The organism is Rhizobium sp. OAE497 (assembly GCF_040546565.1).
Taxonomy (GTDB): Bacteria; Pseudomonadota; Alphaproteobacteria; order Rhizobiales; family Rhizobiaceae; genus Rhizobium.
The window spans coordinates 218,027-236,396 of the sequence record NZ_JBEPOA010000002.1 but is presented as its reverse complement, the minus strand read 5'-3'; the positions used below and the strand labels follow the sequence as shown (position 1 = coordinate 236,396).

The 18,370-nt window shown below is 63.3% G+C and carries 17 protein-coding genes; 8 read left to right on the top strand and 9 right to left on the bottom strand.

The window, feature by feature from the left end; translation table 11 throughout:
- Positions 1-76: 76 nt before the first annotated feature.
- From ABIE40_RS20645 to ABIE40_RS20615, 7 genes are read left to right on the top strand one after another with little or no spacing between them, the layout of a single operon-like run.
- Positions 77-847, top strand: a complete 771-nt coding sequence (locus tag ABIE40_RS20645) for a GntR family transcriptional regulator (protein WP_199625548.1) — start codon at positions 77-79, stop codon at positions 845-847.
- Complete coding sequence (kduI, locus tag ABIE40_RS20640; protein ID WP_199625547.1) at positions 844-1,680, top strand: 5-dehydro-4-deoxy-D-glucuronate isomerase; 837 nt, start codon at positions 844-846, stop codon at positions 1,678-1,680. Before ABIE40_RS20645 ends, kduI begins: the two co-directional genes overlap by 4 nt.
- Positions 1,681-1,684: 4 nt before the next feature.
- Entirely contained in the window at positions 1,685-2,440 is a 756-nt protein-coding gene (kduD, locus tag ABIE40_RS20635) for a 2-dehydro-3-deoxy-D-gluconate 5-dehydrogenase KduD (RefSeq protein WP_199625546.1), read from the top strand.
- Positions 2,441-2,480: 40 nt separating this feature from the next.
- Positions 2,481-3,164, top strand: coding sequence for an amino acid ABC transporter permease (locus ABIE40_RS20630; protein ID WP_112714435.1), 684 nt, complete (start codon positions 2,481-2,483; stop codon positions 3,162-3,164).
- A 7-nt stretch (positions 3,165-3,171) separates the two neighbouring features.
- Entirely contained in the window at positions 3,172-3,825 is a 654-nt protein-coding gene (locus ABIE40_RS20625) for an amino acid ABC transporter permease (protein ID WP_112714433.1), read from the top strand.
- Positions 3,809-4,537, top strand: a complete 729-nt coding sequence (locus ABIE40_RS20620) for an amino acid ABC transporter ATP-binding protein (RefSeq protein WP_112714431.1) — start codon at positions 3,809-3,811, stop codon at positions 4,535-4,537. The genes ABIE40_RS20625 and ABIE40_RS20620 overlap by 17 nt, the downstream gene beginning before the upstream one ends.
- Before the next feature lie 60 nt (positions 4,538-4,597).
- On the top strand, positions 4,598-5,395 hold the full coding sequence (locus tag ABIE40_RS20615) for a transporter substrate-binding domain-containing protein (protein WP_130280233.1): 798 nt from the start codon (positions 4,598-4,600) through the stop codon (positions 5,393-5,395).
- A gap of 42 nt (positions 5,396-5,437) precedes the next feature.
- Here the strand turns inward: ABIE40_RS20615 and ABIE40_RS20610 are convergent, their stop codons facing one another.
- The 8 genes from ABIE40_RS20610 to ABIE40_RS20575 form a co-directional block, all read right to left on the bottom strand.
- The gene (locus ABIE40_RS20610; RefSeq protein WP_199625889.1) at positions 5,438-7,114 is read right to left on the bottom strand and encodes an ABC transporter ATP-binding protein; all 1,677 of its coding nucleotides are present in this window, start codon (positions 7,112-7,114) and stop codon (positions 5,438-5,440) included.
- A gap of 8 nt (positions 7,115-7,122) precedes the next feature.
- Entirely contained in the window at positions 7,123-8,067 is a 945-nt protein-coding gene (locus tag ABIE40_RS20605) for an acetamidase/formamidase family protein (protein ID WP_199625545.1), read from the bottom strand.
- A gap of 68 nt (positions 8,068-8,135) precedes the next feature.
- Positions 8,136-9,755, bottom strand: coding sequence for an ABC transporter substrate-binding protein (locus ABIE40_RS20600; RefSeq protein WP_130280229.1), 1,620 nt, complete (start codon positions 9,753-9,755; stop codon positions 8,136-8,138).
- A 25-nt stretch (positions 9,756-9,780) separates the two neighbouring features.
- Positions 9,781-10,701 (bottom strand): ABC transporter permease, encoded by a 921-nt coding sequence (locus tag ABIE40_RS20595; protein ID WP_112714421.1) that lies wholly within the window; start codon positions 10,699-10,701, stop codon positions 9,781-9,783.
- Positions 10,698-11,546, bottom strand: coding sequence for an ABC transporter permease (locus tag ABIE40_RS20590; protein ID WP_199625544.1), 849 nt, complete (start codon positions 11,544-11,546; stop codon positions 10,698-10,700). The genes ABIE40_RS20595 and ABIE40_RS20590 overlap by 4 nt, the downstream gene beginning before the upstream one ends.
- On the bottom strand, positions 11,546-12,127 hold the full coding sequence (locus ABIE40_RS20585) for an ANTAR domain-containing response regulator (protein ID WP_199625543.1): 582 nt from the start codon (positions 12,125-12,127) through the stop codon (positions 11,546-11,548). Before ABIE40_RS20585 ends, ABIE40_RS20590 begins: the two co-directional genes overlap by 1 nt.
- Positions 12,124-13,257 (bottom strand): transporter substrate-binding protein, encoded by a 1,134-nt coding sequence (locus tag ABIE40_RS20580; protein WP_199625542.1) that lies wholly within the window; start codon positions 13,255-13,257, stop codon positions 12,124-12,126. The genes ABIE40_RS20585 and ABIE40_RS20580 overlap by 4 nt, the downstream gene beginning before the upstream one ends.
- Positions 13,258-13,471: 214 nt before the next feature.
- A complete protein-coding gene (locus tag ABIE40_RS20575; protein ID WP_199625541.1) occupies positions 13,472-14,029 on the bottom strand; it encodes a winged helix DNA-binding protein in 558 nt (185 codons plus the stop codon).
- A gap of 89 nt (positions 14,030-14,118) precedes the next feature.
- Here ABIE40_RS20575 and ABIE40_RS20570 point away from each other — a divergent pair, with 89 nt between their 5' ends.
- Positions 14,119-17,739 (top strand): hydantoinase B/oxoprolinase family protein, encoded by a 3,621-nt coding sequence (locus tag ABIE40_RS20570; RefSeq protein WP_199625540.1) that lies wholly within the window; start codon positions 14,119-14,121, stop codon positions 17,737-17,739.
- A gap of 17 nt (positions 17,740-17,756) precedes the next feature.
- Here the strand turns inward: ABIE40_RS20570 and ABIE40_RS20565 are convergent, their stop codons facing one another.
- Positions 17,757-18,086, bottom strand: a complete 330-nt coding sequence (locus ABIE40_RS20565; RefSeq protein WP_246777579.1) for a hypothetical protein — start codon at positions 18,084-18,086, stop codon at positions 17,757-17,759.
- Positions 18,087-18,370: the final 284 nt, after the last annotated feature.

Below are 18,370 nucleotides of genomic sequence, written 5' to 3'. Positions count from 1 at the left end.
ACCAAGCCAACGGGAGGTGGCGACGGGTGGAGAAAAATCTCGGGCATAGGATTGTTGGCATGCGGAGCGCGGCGCGATGAGCGAAGCCCGCAAGAAGCGCTCGCTCGCCGGCGTCACCCATCTCTCGCATCAGCGCGCGGCTGCCCCGCGTGCCGCAACGCTTGTCTACAACGCGCTGCGCGACGACATCATTTCCCTGCGCCGCAAGCCGATGGACCTGCTCAACGAGAAGGAACTGGAGGCGCAGTTCGGCGTCAGCCGCACGCCGATCCGCGAGGCGATCCTGCGTCTCTCCGACGATGGCCTCGTCGATGTCTTTCCGCAGTCCGGCACCTTCGTCTCGCGCATTCCGCGCCGGGCGCTCTACGAGGCGATTCTGGTGCGCAAGGCGCTGGAGGATACGACCGTCTCGATCGCCGTCGAGAAGATCACGCCTGCCGGCATCCGTTCGCTGGAGCGCAATCTGGCCGATCTCAGCGCTTGCGTGCGCGACGACGATGTCGCGGCCTTCCATGTGGTCGACAACGATTTTCACAAGCTGATCAGCGATATCTCCGGCTTCCCCGGCATCTGGGCGATCATCCAGCAGGTGAAGGTCCATTCCGATCGCTACCGCCTGCTGACCCTGCCGCAGGAAGGCCGTCTTGCCCGCGTCATCGAGGAGCATTCGGCGGTGATCGACTGCATGAAGGCGGGCGACAAGGCGGGTGCCGCCGCCGCCATGGGTTTCCATCTCGGCAAGCTGCTCGGCGAAGTCGAGAAGGCCGAGATCTGGGATCCGAACTATTTCATCGAGGATGCAAAATCTCCCTTGGCATCCATTGAAGAGAAGGGAAAAAATCAATGAAGATCGATGTCCGTCACGCTTCCCATCCGGAAGCCGTCCGCGGCTACGACACCGAAACGCTGCGCCGCCATTTCCTGGTCGAGACGGTGTTTGCGGGCGGCGAAATCCGGCTCACCTATTCCCATTATGACCGCATGGTCATCGGCGGCGCGACGCCGCTCGGCGAAGGCCTTTCGCTCGGCGCGCCGAGGGAAATCGGCCAGGAAACCTTCCTCGCCGAACGCGAACTCGGTGCGCTGAATGTCGGCGGCGCCGGCCGCGTCGTCGTCGACGGCAAGAGCTACGAGCTCCAGAAATACGATTGCCTCTATGTCGGCAAGGGCGCCGGGGATGTCCGCTTCGAAAGCGCCGATGCCGCAAAGCCCGCCAAGTTCTATCTGGTCTCGACTCCGGCGCATCAGGTTCATCCGACCGTGCTTCTGACGCGCGACAAGGCGCGCCACCTGACGCCCGGCGAAGCGGCGACCGCCAACAAGCGCTCTATCTACCAGTTCATCCATCCGGAAGTCTGTCAGTCCTGCCAGCTGACCATGGGCTTCACCATGATCGATGCGGGCAGCGTCTGGAACACCATGCCGGCCCATACGCATGACCGGCGCATGGAAGCCTATCTCTATTTCGATCTGGAGGCCGATCAGCGCGTCTTCCATTTCATGGGCGAGCCGCAGCAGACCCGCCACATGCTGGTTGCCAGCGAGCAGGCGGTCATCTCGCCGCCCTGGTCGATCCATTCGGGTGCCGGCACCAAGAACTACAGCTTCATCTGGGCGATGGCCGGTGACAACAAGAGCTTCACCGACATGGACCATATCGCCATCGCAGACCTGAGGTAGAACGATGGCCAATCCATTCGATCTCTCGGGGCGCACCGCCATCGTCACCGGCGCCAACACCGGCATCGGTCAGGGCATCGCCGTCGCGCTCGCCGAGGCAGGCGCCTCAATCGCTGCCGTCGGACGCTCGTCGATGGAGGAAACCGAAGCGCTGGTCACCAAGGCAGGTGTGCGTTTTCACGCGATCAAGGCCGATCTCGGGACGATCGCCCCGGTCAAGGATATCGTTGCCGAGACCACCTCGGTCTTCGGCTCTCTCGATATCCTCGTCAACAATGCCGGGATCATCCGCCGCGCCGATGCGATCGACTTTACCGAGGAAGATTGGGATGCGGTCATCGATACCAATCTGAAGACGGCCTTCTTCCTGTCGCAGGCGGCTGGCCGCCACATGCTGGAAAAGGGCAGCGGCAAGATCGTCAACATCGCCTCGCTCCTGTCCTTCCAGGGCGGCATCCGCATCCCGTCCTATACCGCATCGAAGAGCGGCCTTGCCGGGATCACCCGGCTGCTTGCCTGCGAATGGGCCGGCAAGGGCGTCAACGTCAACGCGATCGCGCCCGGATATTTCTCGACCAACAACACGACGGCGCTGCGCGAAGACCCGGATCGCAACGCCGCGATCCTGGCGCGCATTCCGGCCGGACGCTGGGGCACGCCATCGGAACTCGGCGGTGCCGCCGTATTCCTGGCATCGGCAGCATCCGACTACGTCCACGGCACCGTCATCCCCGTCGATGGCGGCTGGCTCGCACGATAAGGCATTGGCGCCGGCCTGACCCGCCGCGCACGGAGGAGTTATGCAGTATCAGTTCGATTTCGGGGCGCTTTTGCCCTACTGGCAGGATTTCCTGTCCGGCGCACTGACGACGATCGAGATCACGCTTTTCTCGGTGATCATCGGCATGGGCATCGGCGTCGCCTGCGCGATCGCCCGCCGCTCGAACTCCGCCATCCTGCGCGGCATCGTCAGCGTCTATATCGAAACGGTGCGCAACACGCCGTTCATCGTGCAGATCTTCTTCATCTTCTTCGGCCTCTCGTCGATCGGCTTCCGCCTGCCGATCATCGCGGCGTCGGTCTTCGCGATGGTCATCAATGTCGGCGCCTATACGGCCGAGATCGTCCGCGCCGGCATGGATTCGATCCATCCGAGCCAGATCGAGGCGGCCGAGGCACTCGGTCTCTCGAAATTCCAGATCTACCGTGACATCATCCTCCTGCCGGCGATCGAGCGCGTCTATCCCTCGCTCTCCAGCCAGTTCATCCTGATGATGCTGTCGACGTCGATCTGCTCGCAGATTTCGGCCGAAGAGCTGACGGGGGTTGCCAACAACATCCAGTCGAACACCTTCCGATCGCTCGAAACCTATTTCGTCGTCGCGCTTCTCTATATCGCGATCACCTATCTGATGCGCGCCGCCTTCTTCGGGCTCGGCCTCATTGCATTCCCGCGCCGCCGCCGGCTCGGGCTTGGCGTGTGAGGTGACGATGCTCGGCGCATTCTCGACCAATCATCTCTTCTACCTGCTGGACGGCCTGCTCTGGACCGTGGTGCTCTCGGCGCTGGCCTTCGTTCTCGGCGGCATTGCCGGCTTCTTCGTCATGCTGGCGCGCATCTCGCGCTTCCGCTGGCTGCGGCGCACGGCGCTCGTCTACATCCAGATCGTCCAGGGCACGCCGCTGCTGATCCAGATGTTCCTGCTCTATTTCGGCCTCGGCGTCTTCGGCATCTCGGTGCCGCCGCTCGTTGCTGCCGGTCTCGGCATGATGGTCTATTCGAGCTCCTATCTCGGCGAGATCTGGCGCGGCGCGGTGGAATCGATCGCCAAGACGCAGTTCGAGGCGGCCGAATGCCTGGGCCTCACCCGCTGGCAGGCATTGCGCGACGTCATCCTGCCGCAGGCGCTGAAGATCGCCACGCCGCCGACGGTCGGGTTTCTCGTCCAGCTCGTCAAGAACACCTCGCTCGCATCCGTAGTTGGCTTCCTGGAGCTGACGCGCGCCGCGCAGGTCATCAACAACTCCCTGTTCCAGCCGTTCCTGGTCTTCGGCGTGGCAGCGCTCTTCTACTTCTGCGTCTGCTATCCGCTGTCGGTCTGGAGCCGTTCGCTTGAGAGGAAACTCAATGCCGGCCGCCGTTAAACTCACCAATGTTGTCAAGCGTTTCGGTGCCCTCGAGGTGCTGAAGGGCGTGTCCTTCGAGATCAATACCGGCGAGGTCGTCGCGTTGATCGGCCAATCCGGTTCCGGCAAGAGCACGGCGCTGCGCTGCATCAACCGGCTGGAGACGATCCAGGACGGCACGATCGAAGTCTGCGGCCACCGCGTCGAGGATCCGAAGCTCGATCTGCGCGCGCTGCGCCGCGATATCGGCATGGTGTTCCAGAGCTACAATCTCTTCCCGCACATGACCGTCGCCGAAAACATCATGCTGGCGCTGCGCCGCGTGAAAAGCATGCGCAAGGACCAGGCCCATGAGATCGCCAAGCAGGTCCTCGCCAAGGTCGGCCTGTCGGAGAAGATCGACAACTATCCGGAACAGCTTTCCGGCGGCCAGCAGCAGCGCGTGGCGATCGCCCGCTCGCTCGCCATGCAGCCCAAGGTGATGCTGTTTGACGAAGTGACCTCGGCGCTCGATCCGAAACTGACCGGCGAAGTGCTGCGCGTCATGGAAGATCTCGCCCGCGGCGGCATGACGATGATCGTCGTCACTCATGAGATGGGCTTCGCCAAGCGGGCCGCCAATCGCGTCATCTACATGCATACCGGCAAGGTCTGGGAGACCGGAGGGGCAGACATCCTCTCCAATCCGCAGACGCCGGAACTGAAGGAGTTCATGGCCGAAGAGCTGTGATCTCAAGGAGGAGTACCTGCGCGAAACCGCGGGGTCGGGTAAACGAGAGAGGAGACTCATATGCCGACGAGAATGATTTCGAAACTGGCGCTCATCGCCGGAGCAAGCCTGCTGGCCTTTGCATCGGTTGCCAATGCCGACGTGCTTGAAAACATCAAGAAGGCCGGGAAAGTCCGCATCGCCGTGGCGATGGGCATTCCGGAATATTCCTTCGTCGACGAAAACCTGAAGCCGACCGGCTCGGATGTCGAAACCGCCAAGCTGATCGCCAAGGATCTCGGCGTCGAGCTGGAGCTGGTGGAAATCACCAACGCCGCCCGCGTTCCCTCGGTGCAGACGGGCAAGGCCGACATGGTCGTCTCGTCGCTCGGCATCACCGAAGAGCGCAAGAAGGCGATCGATTACTCGGTTCCCTACGCGACGCTCGCTCTCGTGGTTGCCGGTCCGGCTGACGCCGCGATCAAGGACTATGCCGATCTCGACGGCAAGCGCATCGGCGTGACGCGCGCCACCACCAACGACCAGGACATCACCGCCAAGGCCAAGGGTGCCGATATCGTCCGCTTCGAGGATGATGCGACGCTGATCACCTCTGTCGTCTCCGGCCAGGTCGATATCCTGTCCAGCCAGTCGGCCGTCATCAACGGCATCAACAAGAAGATGACCGCCAATCCGCTGCAGGTGAAGTTCACCCAGAAGGAAACCAATCTCGGCATCGGCATCCCGAAGGGTGAGACCGCTCTGAAGGGCTGGCTCGACGGATGGGTCAAGACCAACTTCGACAACAAGGTGCTGCGCGACATCTACCGCAAATACCACAATGCCGAACTGCCCGACGATCTGACCTCGCGCCAGTAACCGGAAAGAAAAACGCCGGGGTCGAAAGACCCCGGCGAATTTTCAGGCGTGGGCCTGTGCCCGCTTCTGGTAGACCTCGGGATCGGGGATCGGCACGGCCGCAATCAGCGCCCGCGTATACTCATCCCGCGGGTTCTCGAAGATTTCGCGGCGCGTTCCGTGCTCGACGATCTTGCCGCCGCGCATGACGGCGACGTGGTGCGACATGCGCTCGATGACGGCCATGTCATGCGAGATGAAGAGATAGGCAAGCCCCATCTGCTCCTGCAGTTCCAGCATCAGGTCGAGCACCTTGGCACGCACCGAGACATCGAGTGCCGCAACGCTCTCGTCGGCGACGATCAGCTTCGGGCCGACCGCAAGGGCGCGCGCGATGCAGATGCGCTGGCGCTGGCCACCGGAGAATTCGTGCGGATAGCGGGTTGCCGCATCCGGCGTCAGGCCGACGCGGCGCAGCAGTTCGGCGACGCGATCCTGCCGCTCGCTCTTGTTGCCGATGCCGTGGATGACCATCGGTTCCGCGATGGCGGCGCCGACGGCCATGCGGCTGTCGAGTGAGGCATAGGGATCCTGGAAGATCATCTGCGCCGAACGGCGCACCGGGCGCATCTCGCGCTGGCCGAGGCCGGCGATATTCCGGTCGTCGATCAACACGTCACCGGTAAAGGGTATGAGGCCGAGCGCCGCCTTGCCGGTCGTCGACTTGCCGGAGCCGCTTTCGCCGACGAGGCCGAGCGTCTGGCCAGGCTGGATGTCGAAGGAGACGCCGCTGACGGCCTGAACCTGCGGCTTGCCCTTGAAGAAACGGCCTGCCGGGCTGCCATAGTGAACGTTGAGATCGCGCACGCTCATCACCGGCGCCTGGCCCGTGCGCTCCGGCTCGATCTTGCGCGGGGTGATCCGCGGCGGGCCGTCGGTGCCGGCCAGTGCGCCGAGACGCGGCACGGCGGCGAGCAGCTGCTTGGTATAGTTTTCCTGCGGCCGGTTGAAGATATCAAGCGACGGACCCTGCTCGACGATCCGGCCATTCTGCATGATCAGCACGCGATCGGCCATTTCGGCGACGACGCCCATGTCATGGGTGATCAGGACGATCGAGGTGCCGAACTCGGTTTTCAGCTCGCGCATCAGCTTGAGGATCTGCGCCTGGACGGTGACGTCGAGCGCCGTCGTCGGCTCGTCGGCGATCAGCACCTTCGGGCGGCAGGAAAGCGCCATGGCGATCATCACGCGCTGGCGCATGCCGCCGGAGAGTTCATGCGGATATTGCTTGAGACGGCGGGCCGGATCGGTGATCTGCACGGCGTCGAGCATCTGCAGCGCCGTCGCCTCGGCATTCTCGCTGCCCTGGTGTTCGCGAATCGCCTCGGTCAGCTGCGCGCCGATCGACATGACCGGGTTCAGCGAGGTCATCGGCTCCTGGAAGACCATGGCGACCTCGCCGCCGCGAACGTCGCGCATGGCGCGGTTCGACAGCGTCAGCAGGTCACGCTCGCCAAGCAGGATATTGCCCGAGGTGACGCGCAGCGACGCCTTCGGCAGCAGACCCATGATGGCGAGCGAGGTGACCGATTTTCCCGAGCCGGATTCGCCCGCGATGCAAAGCGTTTCGCCGCTGGCGAGGCTGAAGCCGACATCCCTCAGGACCGGCTTCAGACCCTCGGGCGTGCGGGCATCGACGCTGAGATTGCGGACGGAAAGGACCGGCGCGGTGTTCATAGGCGATGTCACGAAAATACGATCCTTGGGAAGTAGAAGGAAACGACCCAGTTCGGCATGTCGACGATTTCGCTGATGCGCAGATCGCCGCAGACGGAGCAGAGCATATAGGCATCGACCGGGTTCAGGCCGTGTTCGGCGGTCAGCAGGTCGATCATCCGCATGACGCTTTCGCGTGCGCCGGTCATCAGGTCGGGGCCGATGCCGGTGGTGACTTCGTAGCCCATGCTGTCGAGATGGCGGGTGACCGGCTCGGTGGTCGTGAAGCGGGGCGTCTGAAGCTTGGCGTCCTTGACGAGCTCGATCGTCGCTTCGACATTCATCTGGCTTTCTATCGCCGTGCCGCAGACTTCGCCATCACCCTGTGCGGCGTGCGTATCGCCGATCGAGAACAGCGCACCTTCGACCTCGACGGGCAGGTAGAGCGTGACACCGGCCGTCAGGTCGCGGATGTCCATGTTGCCGCCGACGCGGCGCGGTGGAACGACGGAGTGCGTGCCTGGTTCAGCCGGAGCAACGCCGATCGTGCCGGCAAAGGGCTTCAACGGCACGCGGCCGCCAGGGCCGAAGAGTGCCGGAACCATCGAGTTCGCATCATAGGACCAGACATGCAGGGCCGGATCCTTGAACTGGTCGGCGAGCAGGCCGAAGCCCGGAATATTGGCCGTCCAGCCGATGCCCGACGGAATGAATTTGCGCAGCGTCACCTTCAGTGCATCGCCCGGCTTCGCGCCTTCGACGTAGACCGGGCCGGAAACCGGATTGATCTTGCCGAAATCGAGATCGCGCAGCGTATCGAGCGTTGCATCGCGGCCGAGCTGGCCGCCCGAGGAATCCATGCATTCGAAATGGATCGTCTCGCCCGGCTTGGCGACGACCGCCGGGGCAAAATCCTTGTTCCAGCCGAAATTGTGCTGGGCGCGGTGAATGGTGTGGGTGCAGGCAATGCACATCTTGTGTGTCTCCCTCGTTCTTATGGCCGCCCTCCCGGAGAACCGGGAGGGCGTTCACCCGTCAGGGCTTATTGATTGACGTAGATGGCGTCGTAATTGATGACGCGGGTCGGATCGATATAGACGTTGTCGGCACCGCCCATGCGCAGCGACTTGGCAACGACGCGGCGCTCGTTGATCACGGGAACCCACGGCGCATCGGCCATGATGTCGGTGAAGATCTTGCCCCAGGCAGCGGTGCGCTCTGCGCCCTTGGCCGGGTCGGACATGGAGTCTGCGGCGACCGCGCGGGCGTCGAGATCCTTGTTGCAGTACCACGACCAGTTCCAGCCGCCAGCAACCGCACCCGAGCAACCGAGGATCGGACCGTAGAAGTTGGACGGATCCGGGAAGTCGGCGATCCAGGCCATGCCGCCCGACCAGATCATCGGTGCTTCGCCTTCCGTGCCACCGGCAGAGATGACGTTTGCCTGTGCGAGTGCGCGGACTTCAGCCTTGATGCCGACGGCGGCCAGATCCTGCTGGATCGCCTGGGCGATACGCGGCTGCGGATCGGTGTTGGTCGAGTAGAGCGTCGTTTCGAAGCCATCCGGGAAGCCAGCTTCGGCAAGCAGCGCCTTGGCCTTGGCAACGTCGTAGGTATAGCCGGTGAAGGACTTGTCATAGCCCGGCATCAGCGGCGGCAGCGGCTGGTTCGCAGGCGTTGCGCGGCCGTTCAGGATACGGGTGACGCGGTCCTTGTTGATGGCCATGTTGACGGCCTGGCGAACCTTGACGTTGTCGAAGGGCTTCACCTTGGTGTTCAGCGTGATGTAGCCGGTATGCAGCTGCTCGCCATCGACGATCATCTTCGGGCCATCGGCCGAATTCTTGATCTCGAGGAATTTTGCCGGCGGAATGCCGTCGCCTGCGATATCGACTTCACCCTTCTGCAGACGCAAGAGCGCGACGAGCGGCTCCTGGCCGACTTCGACCGTGAAGCTGTCGACATGCGGGACGTCCTTGACGAAGTAGTCCTTGTTGCGTTCGAAGACGAGCTTCTGGCCGATCGTCCAGTCCTTCAGGATGAAGGTGCCGGAGCCGACAGGCTTCTTGCCGAAATCGCCGCCTGCTGCCTCGACGGCCTCTTTCGGAACGACGGAGGCGAAGTTGATGGCGAGAACGTGCAGGAAGGTTGCGTCCGGACGCGACAGGGTGAAGACGACGGTACCCGCGTCAGGCGTCTCGATGCCTGCAAGCGTCTCGGACTTGCCGCCGGTGACGTCTTCGAAGCCCTTGATGGCGCCGAAGAAGCCGGCGCCCGGGCCCTGCGTCTTCGGGTTGACGGCGCGCTCGATCGAATACTTGACGTCGGAAGCGACGACTTCGCGGCCGTTCGAGAACTTCACGCCCTTGCGGAGCTTGAACGTGTAGGTGAGGCCGTCATCCGAAACGGTGAAGCTTTCCGCCAGCGAGGGAACAAGCTTCGGCGTGCCGGGCTCGTAGTCCATCAGGCGGGAATAGAGGCTCTTGATCATCGACCAGTTGACCCAGTCGTAACCGATTGCCGGGTCCAGGGTGGCGATATCGTCCTTGTAGGTGACGATAATGTCGCCGCCCTGCTTGGGAGCATCCTGTGCCATGACGGAGAGCGGCGCCAGCGCCACCACCGTTGCCATGGTCGTCATTCGAAGCCAGCTTTTGAACATATTGGTTCCCCTTCTTTGGTTGCTGTCAACGTGTACGGATACGCGGGTCGATGACCGGCGCGATGAGGTCTGCGAGCAGGTTGCCGATGACGATGGCGAGCGCCGATGTCAGCGTCACGCCCATGATGATCGGGATGTCGACCTGCTGAATTGCCTGCCAGGCAAGCTGGCCGATACCCGGCCAGCCATAGACGGCCTCGACGACGACCACGCCGCCCATGAACTGGCCGATATCGATGCCGATCATCGCAATGATCGGCAGGATGGCGTTTGGCAGGGCGTGGCGGAAGATGATGCGGCGTGAAGAGAGGCCCTTGGCGCGGGCCGTGCGCACGTAGTCCTGATTGAGCACGTCGATCATCGCCGAGCGCACCATGCGTGCGTACCAGCCGGCGCCAAGGACGCCAAGGGTGGTGGCCGGTAGCACGACATGGGCAAGCGTGCCGTAGCCGCTCATCGGAAACCATCCGAGCGTCACGGCGAAGACGTAGAGAAGCAGCAGTGCGACGACGAATTGCGGGGCCGAAACGCCGACGAAAGACGCCATCATGACGAGACGGTCGACGAAGCCGCCGCGGCGGATCGCGGCGATCGTGCCGAGCGTCAGGCCGAGGATGACTTCGACGGCGATGCCGGCAAGCATCAGCGTCAGCGTCGCCGGTAGGCGGGCCACGATCAGCGTCCAGACATCGGTCTTCTGCGCATAGGAGCGGCCGAGATTGCCGGAAAGAAGATTGGTCAGATAGTGCCAGAACTGCACGAGCAGCGGCTGATCGAGGCCGAGCTCGTGGCGGATATTGGCGACCGTCTGGGCCGTGGCGCTGCGTCCGGCGATCATGCGTGCCGGATCGGCGGGCAGCGCATAGAGCAGCACGAAGGTGATGGCGGCAACGCCGAGAAGGATGAGAAACGCCTGGGCGAGGCGGCGCAGAACGAGGAACATCAGTTTCTCCCCCGCTGCGTCGGATCGAGAATGTCGCGCAGCGCGTCACCGACCAGATTGAAGGAGAGGGCGGTCAGCAGGATGACGATCCCCGGGAAGAAGACCAGCCAAGGGGCTGCCTGGAAATAGCTCTGGCTCTCGAAGATGATGTTGCCCCAGGAAGGCTGCGGCGGCTGCACGCCGATGCCGAGGAAGGAAAGCGTCGCTTCGAGCAGCACGGTGGTGGCGATGCCGAGCGTGCCCCAGACGATCGCCGTCGGGATCAGATGTGGCAGGATATGCATGAAGAGCACGCGCAGATGCCCGGCGCCGAGCGAGCGTTCGGCCATGATGAAATCACGCTCGGAGAGGCCGCGGGTCTCGGTATAGACGATGCGCGCCACCTGCACCCAGTTGACCAGCGCGATGACCATCGCGACGATCCAGAGGCTCGGGCGCAGCAGGGCCGCAAGAACGATGGCGAGCAGCAGCGCCGGGAAGGCCATCATCAGGTCGGTGAAGCGCATCAGCACATTGCTGGCGAGACCCTTCACATAACCGGCGACGATGCCGACGAGGAGGCCGATCGCGACAGCGATGCCATTGGCGACGAGGCCGATGACCAGCGAGGTACGGGCGCCGTAAAGCAGGCGGGAGAAGAGATCGCGGCCGAGCGTATCGGTGCCAAGCAGGAACTGGCCGCCGGGCGGCAGCGGCGCGCCTTCGAGCGACAGGCCGTCGAACATCTGGTTGTCAGGATCGAAGGGCGCGATCCACGGAGCGGCAATCGCCATGACGACGACGAGAGTGACGACCACGAGGCCGAACAGGGCCGCGGGCTGGCGCAGCATTTCTTTCAACACGCGCATCAACCGGCCTCCGGCAGGGGCTCGGCGCCACCGATGATGAAGGCGGCAATCTGCTCCATCGGCAATCTGCGGCGCATGGCGCAATCGCGCAGGATCGCGTAGGCGCGTTCCTCATCGACACGGTGCGCGGCCATCAGCTTTTCCACCGCGGCATGGACGAGGGGGCGAAGGCGGACGCGCTCTTCGAGATATTGCAGCCGTTCGGCATTGTTCTTGCGTTCCTGATGGATCGAGACGGCCATGACCAGCGCCGGATAGACGGCTGACGTGGCGATCGGTTTGGCGATGATGGCGCCCGCACCCTGTTCCAGGGCCCAGGCGATGCGGCCGGGTGCTTCCGAGCCGAGAAGAGCGACGACAGGGCAGGCGGCGGCCGTATCCTTCCAGGGCAGAAGGTCGTCCCAGCCCTGGTCTGCATCGACGATGACGAGATCGGGCAGATCGGTCACCGCCAGCGGCGCCCATTGCAGGGTGGCGCGGATGCCGAGCAGCCGGAGTTGACGGATCAGTCTCTCGGTATTGCTGTCTTCGCGATGAATGACGGCGGCGTGCCAGCCGGTGAAATTCGGGGTTTCCCTCATGAGACCACCCTGAGCTTCGGCGAAGCCGGCTTGTTGCGGCCGGTCAGATAAGGGTCGGCCGCGAGCGGCGGGCGCGAGGTCACGACATCGAAGCCATTTTCCGTATTGATCTGGCCGAGATGGAAGGGCAGCGGCGCGTGGTTGGTCTCGCGGTCGATGGCGATCGAGCCGAACAGGCTCGGGCGCTGCGTCTCATAGAGCTCGCGGCGCACGGCGGCCGGTTCGTCAGTACCGGCTTCGACGATCGCATCGGCGCAGAGCTTGACGGCTGTGTAAGCGCTGGCGAAGACGCTGGAAACGCGGCGGTTGGCGCCATAGCGGGCAGCGACGCGGATCTTGAAGGAGAGATTTTCAGGCGTCGAGAGATTGTCGAAATAGGAGGCGGCGCAGAGCTGGCCAATCGCCCGGCCGGGCTCGATATCGGCCAGCTCGCATTCCATCAGGTCGCAGCTGACGACGGGGCAGTTTTCCGGGCGGAAGGCCGGGTCGCGCTCGGCAAGTTTGCCGATGGCCGCCAGGAAGGCGTAGCTCGACGGGCCGATCAGGTTGTTGAGGATGAAGCTCGGGCGGCGCTGCTCGATATCGGCGACGATCCGCTCGACCGCGATTTCCTCGAGCGGCAGGTAGCGCTCGCCGAGCACTTCGCCGCCGGCATTGGTGATCAGCTCGCGTGCCAGCCGGTTCATTTCCCAGCCCCAGACGTAATTGGCGCCGACGAGATAGGGCCGGGCGCCGAAGCGCGGGATCAGGTGCTCGAAGAGCGGGATCAGGTGCTGGTTCGGGCAGCCGCCGACATAGATGACGTTTTCATTGGCTTCGAAACCCTCGTAGGGGCACATGTACCAGAGCAGGCCGTCATGCTTTTCGACGAGCGGGATGACTTCCTTGCGGGCGGCGGAGGTGATCGTGCCGACGATATGGCGGCAGCCGGCGCGCAGCAGCTGGCGGGCGCCTTCCAGATAGGCGGCGAGATCGGCATGCGGGTCGAAGAAGACGGGTTCGATCCTGATGCGGCGCGCGGCGGCAAACTCGGCCAGGGCGAATTCCGCGCCATCGCGCGCGTCACGACCCATCGAGCCGTAGGGACCGGTGGTGGAGTAGAGAATGCCGATTTTCAATGCTTCGGTCATGCGGAACCCAAAAAACCAAAAACCCCACGACGCGGGCCCATCATCGATGGGGCGTCATGGGGCGAAACTGCCCAGCGACTATCGGAGTCATGTAACTGCGGAATGGCTCCTCTGCCTAATCCGCAGGCTTGAATAAAATACAGGCAACCGATCTTGTCAAGGCCACAAACGGCGTGTGGCGATCAACAATTTTCGGGCCGGTTCGCACCGGTGCCTAAAGCGTCGCGGCTGCCCGCGCCGCCTGATTGAATGCGCCCGAGATGAAGCGCAGGATGGCGGCCGTTTCCGACAGCGTCTGCTCCGCGGGGCGGGCATTGGCGGTCGAATCGACGAGTAGATGTTTGCGCACTTCCGCGTAGGTCTTGCAAGCCTGCGCACCCTGCTCGGTGATCTTCACGGTTTTTTCTTTTCCGGTGCGGCCCGTCGTCAGCAGCCCCGCCGCCTGCAGCTTGCGGATCGCATAGGTGACGATATGCGTGTCCTCGATATCGAGAACCAGGCAGATATCGGCGAGTTTCTTTTCCCGGTCGCGGTGGCGGATCGAGTGCAGGATGAGGATTTCCATTGGCGACAGCCCGGGAAATCCGGCCGCCGCCATGCACCGGACGATCCAGCGGTCGAAGGCGTGGGAGGCGAGGATCAGGCCATATTCGATCTCCGAAAGACCGGGCGACCCGCCTTCGGCAAGATGGGCGGACGAGACGATCGGGCCGAACGAGGCGGTGCCGGGGAAGGCATTAGCATCCTGATCCCTGTTCTTGCCGTCAGCCATTTCGCTCTCCTGTCTTGACGAGAATATGTCGTCATTTTATCGATATTTTATCAACGTGCAATTCCGCAATCCAATCCGAGGACGGGGCCATGCAAGCGACGGATACCAAGAGCTGGGATTTCTGGATCGATCGTGGCGGCACGTTCACCGATATCGTCGCCCGCGACCCGCAAGGTGAATTGCACGCCCGCAAGGTGCTCTCGGAAAACCCGTCCGCCTATCGCGACGCTGCGGTCCACGGCATCCGGCTGCATCTCGGGTTGACGGCGGGCGAAGCGATCCCGGCCGGCTTGATCGGCGAAGTGCGTATGGGCACGACGGTCGCGACCAATGCGCTGCTGGAGCGCAAGGGCGAACGGCTGGCGCTGGTGACCACCAAGGGGTTCCGCGACGCGCTGCGAATCGGCTACCAGGAGCGCAAGAAGATCTTCGCGACCGAGATTATCAAGCCCGATGCGCTCTACGACACCGTCACCGAAATCGGTGAGCGTGTCCTGGCCGACGGCACGGTCGAGCTGGCGCTCGATGAAGACGAAGCCCACCGCGCGCTGGATGCTTTGCGCGCGGAAGGTTATCGCGCGATCGCCATCGTCTTCATGCATGCCTATAAGTTTCCGGCCCATGAGGCGGTCGTTGCCCGCATCGCCCGCGAGCTCGGCTTCGAGCAGGTCTCCGTCAGCCACGAAGTCTCGCCGCTGATCAAGCTTGTCGGCCGCGGCGACACGACCGTTGTCGATGCCTATCTGTCGCCGGTGCTTGGCCGCTACGTGGCACAGGTTTCCGACGAGCTCGACGTCAAGCGCACCGGCGCGCGCGTCATGTTCATGATGTCCTCGGGCGGCCTGACGGCGGCGGATATGTTCCAAGGCAAGGATGCGATCCTCTCCGGCCCGGCGGGCGGCGTCGTCGGGCTCGCCAAGACCGGCGAGCAGGCGGGCTTTTCCCGCGTCATCGGCTTCGACATGGGCGGCACCTCCACCGACGTCGCGCATTTCGACGGCGAGTATGAGCGCGCCTTCGAGACCGAAGTGGCGGGTGTGCGCGTCCGCGCGCCGATGATGCTGATCCATACGGTCGCCGCTGGCGGCGGCTCGATCCTGCATTTCGAGGATAACCGTTTTCGCGTTGGTCCGGATTCCGCCGGTGCCCATCCCGGCCCCGCCTGCTATCGCAATGGCGGGCCGCTGGCGGTGACCGACGCCAATGTCATGACCGGCAAGCTGCTGCCGGAATTCTTTCCCGCCATCTTTGGCCCCAACCAGGACCAGCCGCTCGATGTCGAGACCGTCAGGGCGAAGTTCGCCGAACTGTCGGAACGGATCGGCGATGGCCGCAGTCCCGAAGAAGTCGCCGACGGCTTCATCCGCATCGCGGTCGCCAATATGGTCGAGGCGATCAAGAAGATTTCCGTCCAGCGCGGCTATGACGTCACCCGCTACGCGCTGAATTGCTTCGGCGGCGCCGGTGGTCAGCATGCCTGCCTAGTCGCCGATGCACTGGGCATGAAGAGCATCCTTTTGCATCCGATGTCCGGCCTGCTGTCTGCCTATGGCATGGGGCTCGCCGATATCCGCGCCACCCGCCAGAAGGCGCTCGGCGTGCCGCTCGATGCGGCCGCACCCGCCGCAATCGCCGCTCTTGCCGTCGAGCTTCAGGGCGAATGCAAGCCGGAGCTGGAGGCGCAGGGCGTTGCCGCGGCGGCAATCCAGACCGTCGCTCGCGCCCATGTCCGCTACGCGGGCACCGATACTCTTCTTGCCGTCGAAACCCGGTTCCCCGCCGAGGACAATGCGGATCGTCTGCGCGCCGAGTTCGAAATCCTCCACAAGCGCCGCTTCGGCTTCATCGCCGAAGGCAAGCCGCTGGTGGTCGAGGCGATCGAGGTGGAGACGATCGGCGGCGCTGCCGCTCAGGTCGACGTCACAAGCGAAGAAGGTGCCGGTGGCGAGGCGAAAGCTACGCGCCGCACGCGCTTCCATTCGCAGGGCGACGTGCATGACGCAGCCGTGGTGCTGCGCGCCTCGCTACAAGTAGGCCAGACCGTCACCGGTCCGGCCATCGTCATCGAGCCGAACCAGACCATCGTCATCGAGGATGGCTGGCGGGCGAAGCTGACGGCCCATGACCATATCGTGCTGACCCGCATCAAGGCGCTGCCGGAACGCACCGCGATCGGCACCAAAGCCGATCCAGTCATGCTGGAGATCTTCAACAATCTCTTCATGTCGATTGCCGAGCAGATGGGTGTGACGCTGCAGAACACCGCATATTCGGTCAATATCAAGGAACGCCTGGATTTCTCCTGCGCGGTCTTCGATGCCGAGGGCAATCTCGTTGCCAATGCGCCGCATATGCCCGTTCATCTCGGCTCCATGGATGCGTCCGTCGCGACCGCCATCCGCGAAAACCCGGTCATCCATCCGGGCGACGTGTTCCTGATCAACGCGCCCTATAATGGCGGCACGCATCTGCCCGACCTGACGGTCTGCACGCCTGTCTTCGATGCCGAGGGAACGCGCATCCGCTTCTGGGTGGCCAGCCGCGGCCACCATGCCGATATCGGCGGCATCGCGCCCGGCTCCATGTCGCCGCTCGCGACCCATATCGAGGAAGAGGGCGTCTATATCGACAACTTCAAGCTCCTCGATCGCGGCCGCTTCCGCGAAGGCGAGCTCGCATCCCTTTTGACCGGCGCCCGCTATCCGGTGCGGCAGCTGGCCCAGAACGTCAATGATCTCAAGGCGCAGGTGGCAGCCAATGAAAAGGGTGTCGCCGAGCTTGCCAAGATGATCGCGCTCTTCGGCGAAGATGTGGTCGACGCCTATATGGGCCATGTCCAGGACAATGCCGCCGAAAGCGTGCGCCGCGTGCTCGACCGCCTGAAGGACGGCGAGTTCAGCTATGAGATGGACCAGGGCTGCAGGATCGTCGTCAAGGTCACGGTCGACAAGGAAAAGCGCGAGGCGACGGTCGATTTCACTGGAACCTCAGCCCAACGCGCCGACAATTTCAACGCGCCGCAGCCGGTCACCCGTGCCGCCGTTCTCTATGTCTTCCGCGTTCTCGTCGAGGCAGATATTCCGATGAATGCCGGCTGCCTGCGGCCGATCCGGATCATCACCCCGAAGGGCACGATGCTGACGCCGGAATATCCGGCGGCCGTCGTCGCCGGCAATGTCGAGGTGAGCCAGGCCGTCACCAACTGCCTGTTCGGCGCCGTTGGCGCCATGGCGGCGGCGCAGGGGACGATGAACAACCTGACCTTCGGCAATGACGCCTATCAATATTACGAGACAATCTGCTCCGGCGCCCCGGCCGGTCCGGGCTTCAACGGCGCCGATGCCGTCCATACCCACATGACCAATTCGCGGCTCACCGATCCCGAAATTCTCGAAACCCGCTTCCCCGTAGTGCTGGAGGATTTCCATATCCGCAAGGGCTCGGGCGGCCGCGGCAAGTGGTCGGCGGGCGACGGTACCGAGCGGACGATCCGCGCACGGGAAAAGCTGGAATTCGCAATCCTCTCCGGCCATCGCCGCGTCGCGCCCTTCGGGCTTGACGGCGGGGAGCCGGGCGAGCTCGGCCGCAACGCCGTGCGCCGCAATTCCGGCGCGCTCGATGTGCTGATCGGCAGTGCCCACACCCAGCTGGAAGCCGGCGAAGCCTTCATCGTTACCACGCCGACAGGCGGTGGCTACGGGAAGGCCTGAGCTTTGGTTGACCCAGATCAGGTCCGGGCGCGCTTCAGCGGAACGGCTGACGGTACGGCCTGATCGAGCTTGTTATAGGCCGCCTGGATGATGTCGAGATCCGAGGCATGGCCGACGCCTGCCAGATTGTACATTAGATCGCCGACTGCAGCATCGATCCGCGGTGCGCGGACGGCATAGACCTTTTCGACGACGCCCTGAACGGATTCCGGGTCGCCACCCAGAGCCTGATAGAGCCCGATGGCCCGGAAGATGAAGGCATTGCGGCGGTCGTTGATATCTGCCGTCGATTGGTTGCCGATCAGCGTCTGCATGAGTTCGACGGCTCGGTTCTGATATTCGCTCATCGGGCGCTCAATTTGTCGTTCGTTTTGTCGTTCATCAGGAAAGCGAAAGTTTTTTAATGATGTCTAAATAATGGGTTACGGATATTTGTAGCCGCAATCATAGGGCGTCTAAATTAATAGAATATATAGCCGCCGGAAAATATCGCCTGGCCGGCGGCCCGGCATGCCGCGCCTGTCAAGGCCAGCAATCGCAAACTTCGGCATTGCATTTTTCTGTTCTGTTTTTTATCGATAATATGACAATGCGAATTGAAGGGCGGCGAAGACCGCCTTCGCTCCGTTCT